This window comes from Polaribacter sp. KT25b (assembly GCF_900105145.1).
In the GTDB taxonomy this organism is placed as follows: Bacteria; Bacteroidota; Bacteroidia; order Flavobacteriales; family Flavobacteriaceae; genus Polaribacter.
This window is the reverse complement of the sequence record NZ_LT629752.1, coordinates 2,289,078-2,308,128: the sequence shown is the minus strand read 5'-3', so window position 1 is coordinate 2,308,128 and position 19,051 is coordinate 2,289,078. Positions and strand designations below refer to the sequence as shown.

The following is a 19,051-nucleotide window of genomic DNA, read 5'->3' as shown; positions in this document are numbered from 1 at the left end:
TTTACTGCCAACTGAAACTGAAAACTGAATACTAAATAAGTGCTTCTTTTAAAATTGTAATTGGGTGTTTTGCAATACGATTTGTTCCATCAAAAATTTGATGTCTACAGCTTGTTCCTGCCGCCACAATTTGAGTGTCTTTTGGTGTATTTCTAATTTTAGGAAACAAAGTATCTTCACCAACTTGCATAGAAACTTTATAATGTTCTTTTTCATATCCAAAAGAACCAGCCATTCCGCAACAACCAGAATTAATGATCGTTACTGAATAATTTTCTGGAATATTTAAAATTTGGAAACTTGCATGCGTTCCAGACAATGCTTTTTGATGACAATGTCCGTGGATTTTTAAAGTCTTAGCGTCTGATGTAAATAAAGAAGTATCAATATTTCCTTTTTCTAGTTCTTTGGCTAAAAACTCTTCGAACGTAAAAGCATTTTTTGCTATTTTTTTTGCGGATGTTTTATCATCTGCTAAACGAATGTACTCATCTCTAAAACCTAAAATAGCAGAAGGTTCAATTCCTACTAACGGAGTTTTATCAGTAATAATATCTTTAAAAGTATTTACATTGTTATTACAAATTTGTTTTGCTTCTTTTAAAAATCCTTTAGAAATATGACTTCTTCCACTTTCATCATGTTTCATCGTTTTTACTTCGTAACCTAATTTTTCTAATAAAATAACGGCATCTTGTCCTATTTCTGCATCGTAAAAATTGGTAAATTCATCATTAAATAAATAAACTGCTTTTTTAGATGTTTTTGGGTGATGTTTCTTTAACCAACTTTCTAATGTTTGATTTGCTAATTTAGGAACTGAGCGTTCTACAGCAACTCCTAAAACTTTTTTGGCAATAATTGAATTGGTAAAAAAGTTAGTAATTGAAGGAAAAGCACTTCCTAATTTATTGTATTTAGCATTATTTGCGAATAATTTATTTCTAAAAGAATACCCATTTACTTCTTGATATTGATATAAAAACTCTGCTTTCATTGTAGCAATATCTACATTACTTGGGCATTCTGATGCACAAGCTTTACAGCTTAAACACAAATCAAAAACTTGTTTTAATTCTTTATGATTAAATTTATTTGCTTGATCAGAATTTGTTAAAAATTCACGCAACGTATTTGCTCTTGCCCTTGTAGTATCTTTTTCATCTTTTGTAGCTCTATAACTTGGGCACATGGTTCCGCCAGCGTCTACAGGTTTTCTACAATCTCCCGTACCATTACATTTTTCTGCAAGTTTTAAAATTCCTTCATTATCAGAAAAGTCTTGAATTGTTTTAATTTCTGGTTCAACTCTATCAATTTCATATCGCAGACTTTCATCCATAGCAAAAGCATCTGTAATTTTTCCTTGATTAAATACATTATTTGGGTCAAATGCTTTTTTAATTCTTCTTAAAAGTTGGTAATTTTTATCACCAATAATTAATGGAATAAACTCTGCACGTACAATTCCGTCTCCATGTTCACCAGAAAAAGAACCTTTATATTTTTTTACTAATTCAGCAGTTTCAGTAGTAATTTTTCTAAATAAAACAACATCTTCTTTTTTCTTGATATTTAAAATAGGACGTAAATGTAATTCTCCAGCACCAGCGTGTGCATAATACACTGCATTTTGTTGGTATTTGGCCATGATTTGAGTGAATTCCTCAATATAATTTGGTAAATCTTCTAAAGCAACAGCAGTATCTTCTATACAGGCAACCGCTTTTTTATCGCCCACAATATTAGCTAAAGCACCTAAACCAGCTTTACGTAAATAATGCACTTTCGCAATGTCTTTACCATACACTTTAGGGTGATAATAGCCAAAGTTATTTTTCTCTAAATCAGTAATTAATTTATTTGCTAAAATTTCTGTTTCTTCCAAAGAATTTGCAGAAACTTCAAGCATTAAAACAGCTCCTGGATCTCCTTGCAAGAAGAAACGATTTTTAGCTAATTCTCTATTGTTTTTTGTGCAGTCTAAAATAGTTTTATCCATTAATTCACAATTATATAAATTGTGATTCATGGCAATTACAGTAGCTTTTAAGCTCTCGTTTATGGTTTTAAAATGTGTACAAACCATAATGCTTTCCTTTGGAGGTAAAGCGTCTAATTGTAAAGTAATTTTAGTAGAAAAAGCTAAAGTACCTTCACTTCCTGCTAATAATTTTGCAACATTTATGGTTTTTGAATTCCCTCCAAATAAATCAGAACTTAATAATTCGTCAATAGCATAACCAGTACATCTTCTATGAATGGTTTCTTTAGGAAACTCATTTTTTATTTCTTGTTGATTTTCAGTTAAAGAAAGTTCATCAAAAAGATTTTTATAAATTAGACCTTCTTGGGTGTTTTCTTTTGTTTTTTTGATGAAATCTGCCGAAGAAACCTCTTTAAAAATAGCTGTACTTCCATCACTTAAAATCGCGTCGATTTCTAATACTTTGTCTCTAGTTACTCCGTATTTTATAGAGGTACTTCCAGAGGAATTATTACCAACCATTCCGCCCATCATACAACGGTTAGAAGTGGAAGTATTTGGGCCGAAGAACAAACCAAAAGGTTTTAAGAAAACATTTAAAGAATCTCTTACAACGCCTGGTTGTAAAGTTATAGTTTTTGCTTTTTCATCAAATGAAATAATTTCTGTAAAATGTTTAGAAACATCTACTACAATTCCGTCTCCTACACATTGGCCTGCCAAAGAAGTTCCTGCAGTTCTTGGTATTAAAGTAATGTTGTTTTTTGTAGCAAAAGCAATTAAGGTTTTTATATCTTTTTCATCCTTTGGAAAAGCAACTGCTAAAGGAATTTTCCTGTAAACAGAAGCATCTGTTGCGTATAAAGTTTTGTGTAAATTATCAAAAAGAACATCACCAGAAAGTGAGTTGTTTAATGTTTCTAGAGTGGCATTATCAATCATCAAAAATGTAATTTATCTAATTAACAAATATCTGAATTATATTATCATTAAAAGAAAATAGGATAGGAGTTTACGTATTTTTATTGAATTGATAGAAAATGAATTAAAATGTTGCTAAATTGTTTAAATAAATTTTTCTATGCAATATTAATTTGATGATTAATAATCTTAATGTTAAATTTAAATGTTTAAAATTATTTTTTTACTTTTTTATCAATTTTTACCTACAAAAATGCTTGTGTTTATTTCGTTAATATCAAAGGCTAATTCCTCTCCATTAGTCCAAAGAATTTTTGCTTCTTCAATTTTATTACATTTTCCTAAACCAATATGAAGCGCAGTATTTAAGCCCTGACTGTAAGGAGAAGAGGTTGCGCCAACAACTCTTTTGTAAATATTATTACAGGTTTTTATAGTTAAAATTGCGCCTTGCGGACTTGTGTCTTTATTAGGAGAATTGCCAACTTTTATGGTAATAAAATTATTATTATTTATACTGTTGTTTGTGTATAAATGCCAGTTTCCTCGTTCATTTGCGTAAATAATATCTTGATCTCCATCTGCATCATAATCTATAGTTTGTGCTTGGCTACCAACAGCGCCTAATTCTTTAGAAATAATGTTATGATTTTTAATATTCTTAAAAGATTTTCCTTTTTGATTCATTAATAAAATCTGTTTGTTTTCTGATGCTGGATTTCCAAAACGAACAACAAATAAATCAGAAAAGCCATCATTATTAAAATCACCAACTGTTGCACCAGTAGTTTGTTCTGGAATAGAAATACCCATTTTTGTGGTAACATCAACAAAAATACCATTTCTGTTTTCTAGTAATTTTGCGTGCATTTTTTCTGTAGAAATTAATTCTGGAGCTTCTATAACATTATGAATTACACCAGCTGTTGGCGCTGCTTTTGTGTCTGCATGTACTTTCCAATACCCATTGCCAACATAACCAATGTAAAGTCCATTTTTTTTAGTTTCAGAAGGAAAACCTTTTGCTTCTTTTTGAGTTAAGCTAAAGTTTTTATAATCTTTAGACATATTTTTTATATCTAATTTTTGTTTATTTTTCCCTATGAAAACATCAAAATTAGGATAAGACATTTGTACGTTTTCTATTTTAAAATTCCCATCAATTTTCAATTTTTCAATTGTGTAGGGCTTAAATCTTTCAAAAAAAGCAAAACGTTTGTTTTCTTTATCATAAAAATCGATGTTATTAAAGGCGTGAGCTGCAGAAGTAATAAATAAATCAAAATCTCCATCATTATCAAAATCAATTTCAGAAATAGAACTAGCTTCAATAGTTTTTGCAGCATCACCTAAAACATTTTTATCTGCTTCAGAAAAAGTCATTCCTTTTTCTCCTTTTACAGCAATTATATTTTTACCTCCATAAAAAATAAAATCAGAAATAGTATCATTATTAAAATCGGTTAAGAGCGTTTTATAACTTAATCTATCTCCTTTTGGTAATTTGTTTAAAAACGTAAAATTTCCTTTACCATCATTACTATGAAAATTATTAGCACCATTTTTAAGTTGTTCTGGAGTAGGGAAACCAGTTATTAAAAGATCTAAAATACCATTAGAGTCGTTGTCTATTAATTTTGAAGCTCTTCCTCGCATTTTTTCTAAGCCTTCAATTTGACTTCCACGAACTATAGTTCTGTCTTTATTTATTTGATACAAAAGCGGATTTCTTGGTTTAGAACCACCGCCGCCACCTTGAACAACAATAAGATTAATAAGACCATCAAAATCATAATCTGCAATAGTAACGCCATGTAAATCTCCCTTAGTAAGTACTTTAGGTTTGCTAAAAGCTCCTCCATTATTCCAGAAAATTAAAACACGCCAGCTATGTTCTATTAAAATCATATCTTGTAAACCATCTTGATCTAAATCGCCAATAATTGCATTGTCCCATTTTTTTCGAGGTCTTTTTGCAATAGGTAATATCTCTTTGCCAGCTTCTGTAAACTGTAGTTTTTCGTTGCCAGCATTAGTAACTTTTTTTGAGTGCTACAAGAGATTAATAGAAGCAAGCATAAAATTGTTGTTAAGTTTTTAAGATTGATGAATTGAAGCATAATTATAATTTTATTTTAACAAAAATACTAAACTACGTAAGCGAAGGCTTTAAAGAAATTAACAAGAAGTACCTCAAAATTACCTTGTGTAAATAGAGGAATTTAGAAAATTATGATTTGTTATATTTGTAAAGAATCAAACTATCAATTCAAATGAAAAAACTACTGTTATTTTTTTTCTTATTTACTATTTCTTTATCAGCACAAGAAGTTGATTTGTCTTATTACTTGCCAAAAAATACAACATACAATCAAAACATACCAACACCTAAATCTGTAATTGGTCATGAAGTAGGTGAGTGGCATATTACACACGATAAATTAGTGGAATATATGAAAGTTTTAGCTTCTTCTTCGGATAGAATCTCCATCGAAAATAGAGGCACAACTTATGAGAATAGACCTTTATTATTACTCACAATTACATCGCCAGAAAATCATAAAAATTTAGAAAACATTAGACAAAAACACCTTGATGCAACAGATGATGCTGCTGTAGATATTTCTAAAAATCCAATTGTTGTCTATCAAGGATTTTCTATTCATGGTAATGAGCCAAGTGGTTCTAATGCTGCTTTGGCAGTTGCTTATTATTTGGCTGCGGCAGAAAATATTGACGAATTATTAAACAATACTGTTATCCTTTTTGATCCTTCTTTTAATCCTGATGGATTGCAACGTTTTGCATATTGGGCAAATACAAACAAGAATAAAAACATAAATCCAGATCCAAATGACAGAGAATATGCTGAGGTTTGGCCAGGTGGAAGAACGAACCATTATCAGTTTGATATGAACAGAGATTGGTTGCCAGTTCAATTGCCAGAAAGTAAGGCAAGAATAGCAAGTTTTCATAAATGGTTGCCAAATATTTTAACAGATCATCATGAAATGGGAAGTAATTCTAGTTTCTTTTTTCAACCGGGAATTCCGAGTAGAACAAATCCGTTAACACCACAAATGAACCAAGATTTAACCAAAGAAATTGCAACGTATCATGCAAAAGCGTTAGATAAAATTGGTTCTTTATATTATTCCGAAGAAAGTTTTGATGATTTTTATTATGGAAAAGGTTCTACGTTTCCAGATATTAATGGAAGTATCGGAATTTTGTTTGAACAAGCAAGTTCTAGAGGTCATGCACAAGAAACAGAAAACGGAATTTTAACATTCCCTTTTACCATTAGAAATCAATTTACAGCAGCTTTATCAACTTTAGAAGCGGCAAAAAATATGAGAGTAAAAGTCTTACAATATCAACAAGATTTTTATAAAGAATCTAAAAATTCTGGAGAGAAAAAAGCCATTGTTTTTGGTGATGAAAAAGATGCAGCTAAAAGTTTTTTATTGGCAGAAGTTTTAAAACGTCATCAAATTAAAATTCACGAAGTTGCTTCTGATTTTACAGAAAACGGAAAAAAATTTAAAAAAGGTTACAGTTATGTTGTGCCAATGAATCAGAAAAATCAACGTTTGGTAAAAGCAATGTTTGATGTAAGAACAAAGTTTAAAGATAGTTTGTTTTATGATGTTTCTGCCTGGACTTTTAATCATGCTTTTGGCGTTGATTATGTAGAAAATATTCCGCTTTCAAAAGCAGGAAATGAAATCACCGATTTGAAAATGAAAGTTGGTAAAGTTTCTTCTAAAAGTGATTATGGATATTTAATGCCTTGGAATGAATATTACACGCCAAAAGCGCTAAATGCAATTTTACAAAAAGAGTTACGCGCCAAAGTTGCTATGAAAAACTTTAAAAATCGAGGAAACGATTATGATTACGGAACGATTTTTATTCCTGTGCAAAATCAGAAATTAAATGCTGATGAGTTACATCGGTTTTTAGAAGAAGTAGCAATAGAGAGTAATGTAAAAATTACAGGAGTAACAACGGGTTTAAATGATGGAATTGATTTAGGAAGCGGAAATTTTAAGGTAATTACAAAACCAAAAGTAGCTATGTTGGTTGGTGATGGAATTGCAGGCAACGATTCTGGAGAAATTTGGCATTTGTTCGATCAACGTTTTGATATGACTTTAACGCGTTTAGATATGAGTTATTTTAGAAGAATTGATATCAGTAAATACACGCATATTGTAATTCCGAGTAGCAATATATCCAGTTCAGCTATCGATAAATTAAAAACTTGGGTACAAAATGGCGGTGTTTTAATTGGCTATAAAAACACAGCTAAATGGTTAGCAAGTAATAAAATGATTAGTTTGAATTTTGAGAGTTCAAAAATTGATGAGATTAAAAATGTCTCTTTTGAAGATCGTTCTTTACAATCTGGAGCGCAGTATATTGGAGGTGCTATTTTTGAAGCAACTGTAGACAGATCTCATCCTATCAACTTTGGATATAAGAATGAAAAATTAGCCTTATTTAGAAATTCAACAATGTTTATTACTGCGGATAAAAAGAGTTATAATAATCCGATTCAGTATACTTCAAATCCGTTATTGAGTGGTTATATTTCTAAGGAAAACTCAAAATTAATTAAAAACACAGTTCCTTTTAAAGCGCAGAGGTTAGGTAAAGGTAGGGTTATTGTTTTTACTGATAATACAAACTTTAGAGCTTTTTGGTTCGGAACAAATAAATTGCTCATGAATACTATTTTCTTTGGAGATATGATGTAGGTTTTTTTAGTTTCAAAGTTGCAGAGTTTCAAAATACATGCTGTCAATTCGAGTGATTTTCGACTTTATGAGAAAATTGTATCGAGAAGTTTTATTGATTAAGAGTCAGGTTCTGCAATTTTGAAACGTTGTAATTTAACATCTAAATTGTAACAAATTAAATACTTAAGCGTCTTATTTATGTAACCAACAATTTATACAAATGAGTTTCTTTAGAGTTTTATTCGCAATAATTTTTCCACCATTATCTGTTATTGATAAAGGTTGTGGATCTTTCTTTATCATTTTTTTGTTAACACTTTGTGGATGGATTCCAGGTGTTATTGGTGCTTTGGTAATTCTTAATAATCCGAAAAATTAAATTAAGTTTTACAATTAAAAAATGAGACTTATAAAGTGTATACTTTTTGTTTTACTTATCAATAGTTTTAATATCTATTCTCAAGAAACAGAAGTTGCTTTAATTGGAGTTTGAAGTTTTAAATCAGAAATAAATAAAAATCATTTTATTTTATCAAAAAAAGATTCTTTAAATTTTAGAAATATTGGATATCAATTTTTAGAAGAAGAAAAGTTAATTGTTAGACACTTTAAGAATTCTAGTATGTGTATGTTATCAGATGTAAGATTTATGAATTACAATACTAGTAATTGGAAACTTAAAGGCGATAATTTAATGATTACTTGGAAAAAGGAAAACCAACGTATTTCAGAAAAATGGAAAATTATTCATTTATCAGAAAAAGAGCTAGAAATAAAGATTTTAAGCTACATTATTAGCGAATAAATAACACCAAAAAAGAAGTTCGTGAAGTTTAAATTTGAAAATTGCTAACTAACTTTCTCTCCATTTTTAACGCTTTTAGAAGCTTGTAATAAAACCACATTTTCATCGATATTGTAAACACCTAAAATCAAACATTCGCTCATAAAATTAGCAATTTGTCTTGGTTTAAAATTGATAATTGCAGCAACTTTTTTATTTAGTAATTCTTCTTTGGTATATAAATCTGTTATTTGTGCACTCGATTTTTTAATGCCTAAAGCTCCAAAATCTAACTTTAATTGATAGGCTGGTTTTCTAGCTTTTTTAAAATCGTTAACTTCTATAATTGTTGCTATTCTAATATCAACTTTTAAAAAATTTTCAAAAGAAATTTCTTCATTCATTATTTTTAATTTTTTATCAAGTTTAAAGTAATCGAGAATATTATTCTTTCCATCCTTTGCGAATCATCAACTGTTCTATATGAGCAAAATGATGATTGCAATGCCAAGCATACATACCAATGTTTTCTTTTAAAGTAACTTTTTCATTACTTTCTGGATGAATAAAATAGCGTTCTAAATCATCGTTATTCAACTCTTTTAAAAGATAAATCCATTTAGCATGTAGCGCTTTTAATCCATCAATAGATAAGAAAATAGGAGCTGTTTTAGAATCTTGTAAATCTGCCCAACGATCTTCAAAATAAGCTTTAATAATTGGTTTATCTTCTGTTAAAGTCCATTTAAATCTAATGTAAGAGTTTAGATGACTGTCGAAACAATGATGTATAACTTGCCTTATATTCCAGCCATTTTCTCTGTAAGGAGTATCTAGTTGGTTTTCTGATAATTCACGTGTTAAAAACTCTAAATTTTGAGGGAAAGTTTCTAAAACAATAAGCCAATCTGCTATATGTTTTTTGCTGATATGTGTTGGAATAGTTGCTTTTCCTATCGGATATTTTAAGGTTTCTAAATCCATTTTTACTTGGTAACTTTAGTTAAAAATCGCTTAGCACTTCTGTTTTCTGGATTTATAGATAAGGCCTTTTTAAAATTAATTGCTGCATTTAAAGTATCTTTATTACGTAAATAAGCTTCGCCTAAACTATCGTAAACATTCGATTTTTCTGGGTGTAAAGCAACATTTATTTTAAAAACTTCAAGAGCAGCTTCAATGTTGTTTTTTCTCAAATAATTATATCCAAGACTATTTATTTTATTTTCTTTAATAATGGGACTTAAAGAATCTTGTTTTTTAATTTCTAAAAAAGCGGTTAATGCCTTTTTATAATCTTTGTCTTTAAAATATTCACTTGGCGTTTTTTCATCAATCTTCATTTTTCTAAAATGATAAATAATGCCATCGTGTTCTGTTTTAGGAGCTAATTCTATATGCATTTCTGGTTTTTCTACAAATATCATTTTTTCATTTAATGCTTTCATGTAGAAAGAGTTGTCTGTTACTTTTAAAGGTTTAATGTTTTCGTTTCCTCGCCATTTTGCGTATAATATATGCTCTTTAAAATAGATTTCTATTACTTCGTCGGCATTAAATAAATAGCGTCCAGAAGCGTTTTTTATAAAATCTTCAGAGTTTTTTTGAGAGGTACAATTAGTCAATAAAAGTAGGGTAATTAGTAGATATAAAATTTTTTTCATGGTTGGTTAGCTAAAAGGATTTTATTCTTTAGACGACTAATTTAAAGGTTTTGTTACAAAATATAGCAATTTATTATAGTAACTAATGTAAATTTAATGAGAAATTCTAAAATGAAAATGCTTTAATTTTCTATATTCACCATATAAAATAGTATTGTTGTTTTTATGACAGATAGTGAAAAATCAATCAAAAAAAAGAAAAAACCTTGGCCTACTAAAGATGCTATGGAGCAGATTTATGAATTAAAACTTTGGGGAGATAATAAAACTAAATTTTACTCAGGATCAGGATCTCATCAACCAGAAATATTAAATCCATATTTAGATGTTGTTATTGCATTTTTAATTTCTTTTAAAAATCCTATAACTGTTTGCGATTTGGGGTGTGGTGATTTTAATGTTGGTAAAAAATTAGTAAAACATGCTAAAAAGTTGATAGCTGTAGATATTGTTTCTGAGCTAATAGATTATAATAAAGAAAAGTTTAAAGAAGAGAAATTAGATTTTCTTTGTTTAGATATTGCAAAAGACGATTTACCTAAAGCAGATTGTGTTATTTTAAGACAAGTTTTGCAGCATTTGTCAAATAAAGAAATTAAAAATATTGTACATAAACTAACTGATTTTAAATATGTTATTATAACAGAACATATTCCTTTAGGAGATTTTATGCCAAATAAAGATATTATTTCTGGACAAGGAATTAGAATTAAAAAACAAAGTGGTGTAAATTTATTGCAACCACCTTTTAATTTAAAAATAAAAAGAGAAAAGGAATTATTAGTTACTAAATTAAAGGATAATAAAGGGGTAATTGTAACTGCTTTATATCAGAATTTTTGAGGCTTTTTTGGTAATAAAAAGATTTTATGTAATTTGTTTTAATTAAAAAATATGATTCAAATTATCTCGTTCTATATCTGTTATTAATTTTACAAAATTTAGTTGATCTTCTTTTGATAATTTATTAAAAAGTGCATCGCCTTCTATAATCATTTCAAGACCTATTTCTAATCCTTTAATTTGACTTTGAGAATAGTTAGCAGAGTTTTTTTGCATTGCTACTATGAGATGTTTTATAACTTCTTTAATTTTTTTAATAAGTTTTTTATCATTTAAAATCTCGAATAAAGTAATTGAGCTTTCAATAAATTTATCAATTTCTTCACGAGATAATAATTTTATAAGTCCATCAATCTTAGCCAAATCATAAGGTGCTTTTATGTTGTTCTTAATAGCTTCATTTACTAAATTGTTTTCGAAATTTGTAGCAGCTTTAAAAGTCTTCATTGCATTTAATCCTGCTTGTAATATTTTTGGCAAATGTCTTCCGTATTTAAAGATAAGTTTAACAGCTTCTAGCAAAAGGCTTAATAATTTTTGAGGATGTTTTATATAATCATCCAAACTATCAAAAGCTGCATTTAACGTTTCTCTTTGCTCGTATGTTGGATACATATAAGTCAAAAAATACTCTCGAAGTTGATTTACGGTGTTTTTATCGATAGACTCAGGAATTCCGTAAGTATTTTTAATATGTTGATATTGATATCTGTGAGAAATAGTATTTCTATATCCTTCAATTATTTCTGCTAAAACTTTTTCTCTAGTCATCTACTTCTAGACTTTATAAATTCTCTTGCAAAATTACTAAATAATAAAAAGCTTTGGTAAAAGTTGAGGTTTAGTCTTGGTGTTTCATAAACTACTTTTTTTGATAGAAATTATAAACATAACACTCAATATTGATTTCTGTTTTTTACTTTAAAACAATTTTTAAACATTATTAATAAATGTATATTTACATCAGAAATTTATAAAAGATGAAAGTAGTTACGCTTACCATAAATCCGGCTTTAGATAAAAGTGCAAAAGTTGCAGAAATGATACCTTTTGATAAATTAGATTGTTTAGATATAACATATCATCCTGGAGGTGGAGGAATTAATATTTCTAGAGTTTTACATCGATTAGCCATAGAAAGTCATTGTGTGTTTCCTTATGGCGGTAAAACTGGTGAGCATTTAATAGAATTATTACAAGAAGAGCGCGTATTTGTTTATTCGACTCCAATATCTGTTTGGACAAGAGAAAATTTTGCAGTTTTTGAAAACAAAACTAATTTGCAATATAGATTCGGAATGCCAACAGAATCTTTTAAGGAAGATGAAATGGAAAATGTAGAAAGATTGATAAACGAGCAAGTGGCAACAGACGATATTTTTGTAATTAGTGGTAGTTTACCAAAAGGATTACCTACAGATTATTATTCTAAAATAATTAAAAATTTAAAAGCAAAAGGAGTAAAAGTTATTGTGGATACTTCTGGTCCTGTTTTTAGTGAAGTTTTAAAAAACGAGTTATTTTTAATAAAACCAAATCAAAAAGAATTGGCACGTTTGGCAGGTAAAGAATCTTTGTCTAAAGAAGAGCGTGAGGCATTTGCTATGAAATTAGTAACTTCAAATGTGTCAAAATATGTGGTAGTTTCTTTAGGAAAAGACGGTGCATTTATGGCGCATAAAGACGGAATAGAATATGTGGCCGCTCCAGAAATTTCTGTAAAAAGTACTATTGGCGCAGGAGACAGTATGGTTGCAGGTTTAATTTACGCAATTGTAAAAAACGAAACTCCAAAAAATATGTTACGTTGGGGAGTTGCTTGTGGCGTTTCTGCAACTTTAAGTGAAGGTTCATATTTAGCGCATAAAGTTCATATTGATCAGGTTTTAAAAAAAATATAATTTTTTTAATAATATTGAATATTTTTTTTGAAGCTATTTCGAGCATTAACTACTCGCTTTTTTATCCTAAAAAGGAATAAAAAAGAGCTCAAACAGAGAGCCTGGCTTGAGCGAAGTCAAAAGGTTCAATCTGGGCTAGATTTAATTAGAAATGTCAGTGAAAAGTAGTTTTGAAAACTTAATTAGTAATTAATTTTTGTCTTTTTTATTAATTTCCCCTTTTTGATATTTCGTCTTCAGTTATAAAACCATCTCCATTTTTATCTCTTTTGTCAAAGTTCTCTTTCAGTCTACCTTTTACTTCGTTTTTACTAAGTTTTTGATCATTATTGGAATCCATTTTTTCTAACAATTCAGAAAACTTAGGAGGTGTATTATTATTTCTAGCAGGTTTTTGTTTATTTTGTTTTTTTGCTTGTGTTGTTTTTATTGTTGCCGTTTTTGTATCAATTTTTGTAGTTGGTTTTATATCTCTAACCGCTCTTACGTAATTATAAACATATCTCACATCACCCTGTGGTCCAAAATATTCAGGATAATTTTCTTTCACTCCACTTTTAGGATCGCTTCTTTGAGCGCCTGCGCCATGAACATCCATTACTTTATTTCTCATTTTTCCTTGTGCTTCACCAAAGGCAATGTAAACTGCACTTGCATTCGGATTTCTTCCATCTAAATGTGTTGTGCTTGTCCAGAAATAAGGATATTGTTTATTTCCATTTGGATCTTTAATTTCTGTAGTTTCAAAAACAGGATTGATGGCAGCAGAATTCATGGTTTGTAAAGATCTTGTATAATCAACTATACTTTGTAATTCTTTGGCATTTGGTAAACGCCAATCAGAATGAGATGCAAGTTCTAAATTTTCTGCATAAGACAAAGAGATTTCCCAATCTTTACCAATTCCATCATCTGCTTTTTGCCACATTAAACCTGTTGCTAAATCACTGATCGTTCCGTCATTATTATCAACAAAATTATTATTACCATACGCAGTATTTCCACGAACCATTCTAAAATACATTTTATTTTCACTTTTAGTTCTTGGGTTGTATTTTGGGTATCCTTTAATTCTTCCATCAACAAAATTAACACCAAAAACAGTTGCATCAGCATTCATTGTTTTACCAACATATTCAGTTGCACTCCACGTTTGTGCGTCAATTTCTCGTTCATTAGCATTTACATTTCCTAAAGGCTGATTAAAATATGCTGTATCAATAAACATTTTAATAGCGTGTTCACCTTTTACTTCTCCTGTGAACAAAATAAGGGAATAAAGTTCTTTTATAGTTGGAATTCTCCAATCTGAATAGCCGCCTAAAGTACTAGAATTTGCTTTGGTAAAAGCTTCATCAAAAGTCATTTTTTCTCCCATATCTTTTTGCCACATTAAGCCAGTAATATTGTCGGTTATTGTATTATCATTATTATCTGTGTAAGATGGTGAGTTCCCTATATAATGAGCATCTTGACCATAAAAAGGGTCATTTTCTAATGGTTTAGAAATGTTTTCTACATCAGAATAATAGTTTTTTACATTGGTATCTACAATTGGGTATGAAGATTTTTGAGTTGTTTTACTTTCGATTATAGTGCTTTTATCTATAGGAATTTCCATTAAATCTTTTGCGAAAAAAATGTTTCCGTTATAGTTCTTTCTAATTTCTGATGTTGTAGCAGCTTCATCAATATCTGTAAAATTAAAGTGTGTTAGCACTAAATTTTTAACATTAGCTTCTTTTGCCATTCGCGAACTTTCATCCAAATTTACATGTGCTTTTTGCGTGTTCTTTTTATTATTTTGGTTGTTATTTGTTCTTGGTTTTGATCCCATTTGTATCGCTCCACCAGAGTCTATAATTAAGTAATCGGCATTTTTAGCCAAAATAGGTAAGGATTTAGAATAGGTTAAATCTCCAGAAATTACAATAGATTCATTGCCAACATCAAAACGATATGCCAACGTAGCAATGGTATGATTTACTGGTGTGCACGTAATTTTAATATCTCCAATAGAAAAAGATTCATTTCCTTTTAAATCTTTATAAATACTATTTTTGGTGGCGCTTTCTAAATTTCTTCCAGATTTAGAAAGTCTATAATTAATATCAGCTTTATAAGTATCTAAAATATTGTTGACCATTTTTGATGTTGGTTCAGGACCATAAATAAAAGTCTTATTTCCTCCCAAAAGCGATTGAATAAAAATAGGTGTAAATTCTTCGTTATGATCTAAATGGTGATGCGTAAATAATAAACCATCAATTCTCCTTATTTTGGTATTATTTTTATCTAAATTGGCTTGGGTTCCATTTCCCATATCTACTAAAATCTGTGTGTTTTTGTATGATATTAATACAGATGGCCCAGAGCGTTCTCTATTAAATTTTGGGGAACCAGAACCTATAATTGTTGCGGTTAAATGATTGGTGTTTTGTTGCGCTAATATTGGTAAACTTAACCAAAGTAAGATTAAAATAAAATATGGTCTCATGAATATATTTTTAAATTAGACCTTTATTTTTATGTAAGGTTTAATTATCAATTAAGATAAAAAAAAGTTAAATGATCTCTAGTGTGTTTTAGGCTAGAATGATAAGAATATGTTAGTTTGAGTAATTCTGAGGAATTAAGAATTGTATCGAGAGCTAATTTGAGATTTAAAAATAGGTATTCTCGATACAAATTTCGCTTTTTTTTATCAGTAAATTTGATTCTAATTGATAGAATTTATCAAAATCGAAAAAAGGTTTAAATACAATTTATGCATTAAGTTGGTTAAAAAAGTTTTTGTAATTCGGCAAAGTCATCCACAACTATAGTAGGATTGTAATTGGCTATATTTTCATTGTAGTTATACCCGTAACTAACACCAATACTTTCTATGTTTGCATTTTGACTGGCAAGAATGTCGTTTTTAGAATCTCCAACCATTATGCTTTTTTCTAGACTTGTATTTAGTTCTTTTATGATGTGTAAAAGAGGTAAAGCACTTGGTTTTTTTTCGGCTAAAGAATCTTCACCAACCCAAATTTTAAAGAATTGTTTAATTTTTAACCCGTTTAAAACAGGTGCAATTAGGTTGAGTGGTTTGTTTGTACAAATTGCCATTTTGTACCCTTTATTATCTAGGTATTTTAATGTTTCTAATACTTCTGGATATAAAAATGTATTTTTACAAGTAACTTCTTTGTAAGCAGAAAGGTAAATTTTAAAAGCTTCGTCTACTAAGGTTTCAGCAACTTCTTGTTTTTTCATTGTGTAATTTAGTGCTCTTTGTACTAAAGGTTTTGCTCCGTTACCAACAAATGGAGTCAGTTCTGCTATGGTTAATGGAGATAAATGATAATGCAATAGCATTTTATTTATGGCTAAAGTTAAATCAGGAATACTGTTAATAAGTGTTCCGTCTAAGTCGAATATTATAAGATTTTTTTTAGTGAAATTCAAGGTGTTTATTTTTTAGGATTAAAAAATTTCTATAATAGGTTCTTTTGTTAACAATGCAGGAACAGCTTCTATAAAACGTTGAAAATGTTTAGAATTATTGTGAATTTCTATAGCACTTTCATTGTCGTATTTTTCGTAGATTACATAATTATTTTCTCTATCAATCTCTTTAAAAAAGCGATAAGTAATGCAGCCGATTTCGGTATTAGAATCTTTAACTAATGCTTTTGTTATTTTTAAAAAAGCAGTTGTTTTTGCTTCTTTTACATTAAAATGTGCAATAATTGTTTTTTTCATAATGTAATAATTTCTTAACAAAGGTAAAAATCTAAAGGCTCTAAAGAGCTAAAAAAAAATAATATTTTGTTACCAAGATAAAAATAATAACTATAAAATTAGAAAAAGGTTTTTAACTGATTTACTCAATTAAAAAATAATAATTTAATGGCCTATAAAATAAATAGACATCGTATTTTTTATCAGGATAACCAATTGTTAGTCAGTTGTATAAAAGCCTTTTTAACAGTTGGGTATAATGTAGTTAAACGTTTCAATATCAGCAAAACACAATAAAATTGTACTTTTGATAGCTGATACCTAATAATAGCAATAAATATCAAGAAAAATGGCAAAGACATTATTTGACAAAGTATGGGATTCACACGTGGTACGTAGTGTAAAAGACGGACCAGATGTGTTTTTTATAGACCGTCATTTCATCCATGAAGTTACAAGTCCTGTAGCTTTCTTAGGATTAGAAAGTAGAGGAAACAGTGTAGTATATCCTGCACGTACATTCGCAACTGCAGATCACAACACACCAACTATAAATCAACATTTACCAGTTGAAGATCCATTATCAGCAAATCAGTTAGATGCTTTAGAAAAAAATGCTGCAAAACATGGTATTTCTCACTGGGGTTTAGGTGATTTAAATAATGGAATTGTACACGTTGTAGGTCCAGAAAACGGAATTACATTACCTGGTGCAACAATTGTTTGTGGAGATTCACACACATCTACACATGGTGCTTTTGGTGCAATTGCCTTTGGTATTGGTACATCCGAAGTAGAAATGGTGTTGTCTACGCAATGTATTATGCAACCAAAACCTATGAAAATGCGTATCAACGTAAATGGTAAATTAGGTTTAGGAGTTACACCTAAAGATGTTGCTTTATACATTATTTCTAAACAAACTACTTCTGGAGCAACTGGGTATTTCGTAGAATATGCTGGTGATGTTTTTGAAGATATGACAATGGAAGGAAGAATGACAGTATGTAACTTATCTATTGAGATGGGTGCGCGTGGTGGAATGATTGCTCCAGATGCCAAAACATTTGAATATATTAAAGGCCGTTCTCAAACTCCTAAAGGAGCAGATTGGGACAAAGCAATGAAATATTGGGAAACTTTATCTACGGATGAAGGAGCAGAATTTGATGTAGAATTTAACTATGAAGCATCTGATATTGAGCCAATGATTACTTATGGTACAAACCCAGGAATGGGAATGGGTGTAACAAAATCGATCCCTTTAGCAGAAAATGTAGAAGGTGGAGTAGATACCTATAAAAAATCATTAGGTTATATGTCTTTCAGCGAAGGCGATGCTATGATTGGTAAAGAAATCGACTTTGTATTCTTAGGTTCTTGTACAAACGGACGTATAGAAGACTTTAGAGCATTTTGTTCTATTGTAAAAGGAAGACAAAAAGCAGACAATGTTACTGCTTGGTTAGTACCAGGATCTCACAAAGTAGTAGATCAAATTCAAGCAGAAGGATTAGATAAAATAATTACAGATGCCGGTTTTGTTTTAAGAGAACCAGGTTGTTCTGCTTGTTTGGCAATGAATGATGATAAAATTCCGGCAGGAAAATTATCAGTTTCTACATCAAACAGAAACTTTGAAGGAAGACAAGGACCAGGATCTAGAACATTATTAGCATCTCCATTAGTTGCTGCAGCATCTGCAGTAGAAGGTGTAGTTACAGACCCAAGAACTCTTTTGGTATAGTTTGCAGTTAGCAGTAAGCAGTTTTTCAGTCAAAAACTGATGTTTTGCTAATGAAATAAAATTTAAAATAATTATAATGACTGCCAACTGAATACTGGCAGACTGAATACTTAAAATATGGCTTACGATAAATTTGACGTACTAACAAGTACAGCATATCCTTTACCTACAGAAAATGTAGATACAGATCAAATAATTCCTGCTCGTTTCTTAAAAGCAACTGAGCGTAAAGATTTTGATATCAATTTTTTCCGTGATTGGAGATTTGAACAAGATGGAACACCAAAAGCAGATTTTCCTTTAAATAAAGAAATTTATGCAGGTTCTAAAATTTTAGTTGGAGGTAGAAACTTTGGTTCTGGTTCTTCTAGAGAGCATGCAGCTTGGTCTGTGTACGATTTTGGTTTACGTTGTGTAATTTCTTCTGCATTTGCAGATATTTTTAAAGGTAACTGTTTAAATGTAGGTGTTTTACCAGTACAGGTTTCGCCTAAATTTGCAGATACTTTATTTGCTGCAATTATGGCAGATCCTAAAACAGAAATAGAAGTTGATTTACCAAATCAGAAAGTAACTTTAGTTGCAACTGGCGAGTCGGAATCTTTTGTAATTAATACTTACAAAAAAGACAATATGTTAAACGGTTTTGATGATATTGATTATTTAAAAAACATCGAAAACGAAATTTCTGCATTTGCTGAAACAAGACCATTTTAAAAAATAACTTTTT

General features: G+C 29.6%; 16 protein-coding genes. 7 read left to right on the top strand and 9 right to left on the bottom strand.

Annotated elements, in window-relative coordinates:
• Positions 1 to 31: 31 nt before the first annotated feature.
• Both BLT70_RS10010 and BLT70_RS10005 read right to left on the bottom strand, forming a co-directional pair.
• Complete coding sequence (locus BLT70_RS10010; RefSeq protein ID WP_091894034.1) at positions 32 to 2,929, bottom strand: FAD-binding and (Fe-S)-binding domain-containing protein; 2,898 nt, start codon at positions 2,927 to 2,929, stop codon at positions 32 to 34.
• 213 nt (positions 2,930 to 3,142) lie between these two features.
• The gene (locus BLT70_RS10005) at positions 3,143 to 4,849 is read right to left on the bottom strand and encodes a CRTAC1 family protein (protein WP_302847811.1); all 1,707 of its coding nucleotides are present in this window, start codon (positions 4,847 to 4,849) and stop codon (positions 3,143 to 3,145) included.
• Positions 4,850 to 5,181: 332 nt separating this feature from the next.
• On the opposite strand from BLT70_RS10005, the gene BLT70_RS10000 reads away from it, so the two are divergent.
• The 3 genes from BLT70_RS10000 (at position 5,182) to BLT70_RS17150 (ending at position 8,458) form a co-directional block, all read left to right on the top strand.
• Complete coding sequence (locus BLT70_RS10000; protein WP_091894030.1) at positions 5,182 to 7,671, top strand: M14 family zinc carboxypeptidase; 2,490 nt, start codon at positions 5,182 to 5,184, stop codon at positions 7,669 to 7,671.
• 202 nt (positions 7,672 to 7,873) lie between these two features.
• A complete protein-coding gene (locus BLT70_RS09995; protein ID WP_076686390.1) occupies positions 7,874 to 8,032 on the top strand; it encodes a YqaE/Pmp3 family membrane protein in 159 nt (52 codons plus the stop codon).
• Between the two features lie 270 nt (positions 8,033 to 8,302).
• Positions 8,303 to 8,458 (top strand): hypothetical protein, encoded by a 156-nt coding sequence (locus tag BLT70_RS17150; RefSeq protein WP_157691881.1) that lies wholly within the window; start codon positions 8,303 to 8,305, stop codon positions 8,456 to 8,458.
• Between the two features lie 44 nt (positions 8,459 to 8,502).
• On the opposite strand, the gene BLT70_RS09990 is transcribed toward BLT70_RS17150, so the two are convergent.
• The 3 genes from BLT70_RS09990 to BLT70_RS09980 are packed head-to-tail and all read right to left on the bottom strand — an operon-like array spanning position 8,503 to position 10,101.
• On the bottom strand, positions 8,503 to 8,841 hold the full coding sequence (locus BLT70_RS09990) for a tRNA-binding protein (protein WP_091894028.1): 339 nt from the start codon (positions 8,839 to 8,841) through the stop codon (positions 8,503 to 8,505).
• Between the two features lie 40 nt (positions 8,842 to 8,881).
• On the bottom strand, positions 8,882 to 9,421 hold the full coding sequence (locus BLT70_RS09985) for a YfiT family bacillithiol transferase (RefSeq protein ID WP_091894026.1): 540 nt from the start codon (positions 9,419 to 9,421) through the stop codon (positions 8,882 to 8,884).
• A gap of 2 nt (positions 9,422 to 9,423) precedes the next feature.
• Positions 9,424 to 10,101, bottom strand: a complete 678-nt coding sequence (locus tag BLT70_RS09980) for a lipopolysaccharide assembly protein LapB (protein WP_091894024.1) — start codon at positions 10,099 to 10,101, stop codon at positions 9,424 to 9,426.
• 165 nt (positions 10,102 to 10,266) lie between these two features.
• Between BLT70_RS09980 and BLT70_RS09975 the strand changes: the two genes are divergently transcribed.
• Positions 10,267 to 10,944 (top strand): class I SAM-dependent methyltransferase, encoded by a 678-nt coding sequence (locus tag BLT70_RS09975; RefSeq protein WP_091894022.1) that lies wholly within the window; start codon positions 10,267 to 10,269, stop codon positions 10,942 to 10,944.
• Positions 10,945 to 10,986: 42 nt separating this feature from the next.
• Here BLT70_RS09975 and BLT70_RS09970 read toward each other — a convergent pair whose 3' ends face one another.
• A complete protein-coding gene (locus BLT70_RS09970) occupies positions 10,987 to 11,715 on the bottom strand; it encodes a hypothetical protein (RefSeq protein ID WP_091894020.1) in 729 nt (242 codons plus the stop codon).
• 209 nt (positions 11,716 to 11,924) lie between these two features.
• On the opposite strand from BLT70_RS09970, the gene BLT70_RS09965 reads away from it, so the two are divergent.
• On the top strand, positions 11,925 to 12,845 hold the full coding sequence (locus BLT70_RS09965; protein ID WP_091894018.1) for a 1-phosphofructokinase family hexose kinase: 921 nt from the start codon (positions 11,925 to 11,927) through the stop codon (positions 12,843 to 12,845).
• A 208-nt stretch (positions 12,846 to 13,053) separates the two neighbouring features.
• Here BLT70_RS09965 and BLT70_RS17330 read toward each other — a convergent pair whose 3' ends face one another.
• From BLT70_RS17330 to BLT70_RS09950, 3 genes are all read right to left on the bottom strand, one after another.
• Positions 13,054 to 15,342, bottom strand: a complete 2,289-nt coding sequence (locus BLT70_RS17330; protein ID WP_197678357.1) for a DUF1566 domain-containing protein — start codon at positions 15,340 to 15,342, stop codon at positions 13,054 to 13,056.
• 284 nt (positions 15,343 to 15,626) lie between these two features.
• Positions 15,627 to 16,298 carry a phosphoglycolate phosphatase gene (locus BLT70_RS09955; protein ID WP_157691880.1) on the bottom strand — a complete coding sequence of 224 codons (672 nt, stop codon included), beginning with the start codon at positions 16,296 to 16,298 and terminating at the stop codon, positions 15,627 to 15,629.
• A gap of 18 nt (positions 16,299 to 16,316) precedes the next feature.
• A complete protein-coding gene (locus tag BLT70_RS09950) occupies positions 16,317 to 16,595 on the bottom strand; it encodes a putative quinol monooxygenase (RefSeq protein WP_091894014.1) in 279 nt (92 codons plus the stop codon).
• 328 nt (positions 16,596 to 16,923) lie between these two features.
• Between BLT70_RS09950 and leuC the strand changes: the two genes are divergently transcribed.
• Complete coding sequence (leuC, locus tag BLT70_RS09945) at positions 16,924 to 18,321, top strand: 3-isopropylmalate dehydratase large subunit (RefSeq protein WP_091894012.1); 1,398 nt, start codon at positions 16,924 to 16,926, stop codon at positions 18,319 to 18,321.
• Positions 18,322 to 18,438: 117 nt separating this feature from the next.
• A complete protein-coding gene (gene leuD, locus BLT70_RS09940) occupies positions 18,439 to 19,038 on the top strand; it encodes a 3-isopropylmalate dehydratase small subunit (RefSeq protein ID WP_091894010.1) in 600 nt (199 codons plus the stop codon).
• Positions 19,039 to 19,051: the final 13 nt, after the last annotated feature.

Coding starts and splice junctions, on each gene's coding strand:
- BLT70_RS09975 (WP_091894022.1), top strand. CDS start 10,267: ATGACAGATAGTGAAAAATCAATCAAAAAAAAGAAAAAACCTTGGCCT.
- BLT70_RS09950 (WP_091894014.1), bottom strand. CDS start 16,595: ATGAAAAAAACAATTATTGCACATTTTAATGTAAAAGAAGCAAAAACA.
- BLT70_RS17150 (WP_157691881.1), top strand. CDS start 8,303: ATGAATTACAATACTAGTAATTGGAAACTTAAAGGCGATAATTTAATG.
- leuD (WP_091894010.1), top strand. CDS start 18,439: ATGGCTTACGATAAATTTGACGTACTAACAAGTACAGCATATCCTTTA.
- BLT70_RS09995 (WP_076686390.1), top strand. CDS start 7,874: ATGAGTTTCTTTAGAGTTTTATTCGCAATAATTTTTCCACCATTATCT.
- BLT70_RS10000 (WP_091894030.1), top strand. CDS start 5,182: ATGAAAAAACTACTGTTATTTTTTTTCTTATTTACTATTTCTTTATCA.
- BLT70_RS17330 (WP_197678357.1), bottom strand. CDS start 15,342: ATGAGACCATATTTTATTTTAATCTTACTTTGGTTAAGTTTACCAATA.
- BLT70_RS09965 (WP_091894018.1), top strand. CDS start 11,925: ATGAAAGTAGTTACGCTTACCATAAATCCGGCTTTAGATAAAAGTGCA.
- BLT70_RS10010 (WP_091894034.1), bottom strand. CDS start 2,929: ATGATTGATAATGCCACTCTAGAAACATTAAACAACTCACTTTCTGGT.
- BLT70_RS09970 (WP_091894020.1), bottom strand. CDS start 11,715: ATGACTAGAGAAAAAGTTTTAGCAGAAATAATTGAAGGATATAGAAAT.
- BLT70_RS09990 (WP_091894028.1), bottom strand. CDS start 8,841: ATGAATGAAGAAATTTCTTTTGAAAATTTTTTAAAAGTTGATATTAGA.
- BLT70_RS09980 (WP_091894024.1), bottom strand. CDS start 10,101: ATGAAAAAAATTTTATATCTACTAATTACCCTACTTTTATTGACTAAT.
- leuC (WP_091894012.1), top strand. CDS start 16,924: ATGGCAAAGACATTATTTGACAAAGTATGGGATTCACACGTGGTACGT.
- BLT70_RS09985 (WP_091894026.1), bottom strand. CDS start 9,421: ATGGATTTAGAAACCTTAAAATATCCGATAGGAAAAGCAACTATTCCA.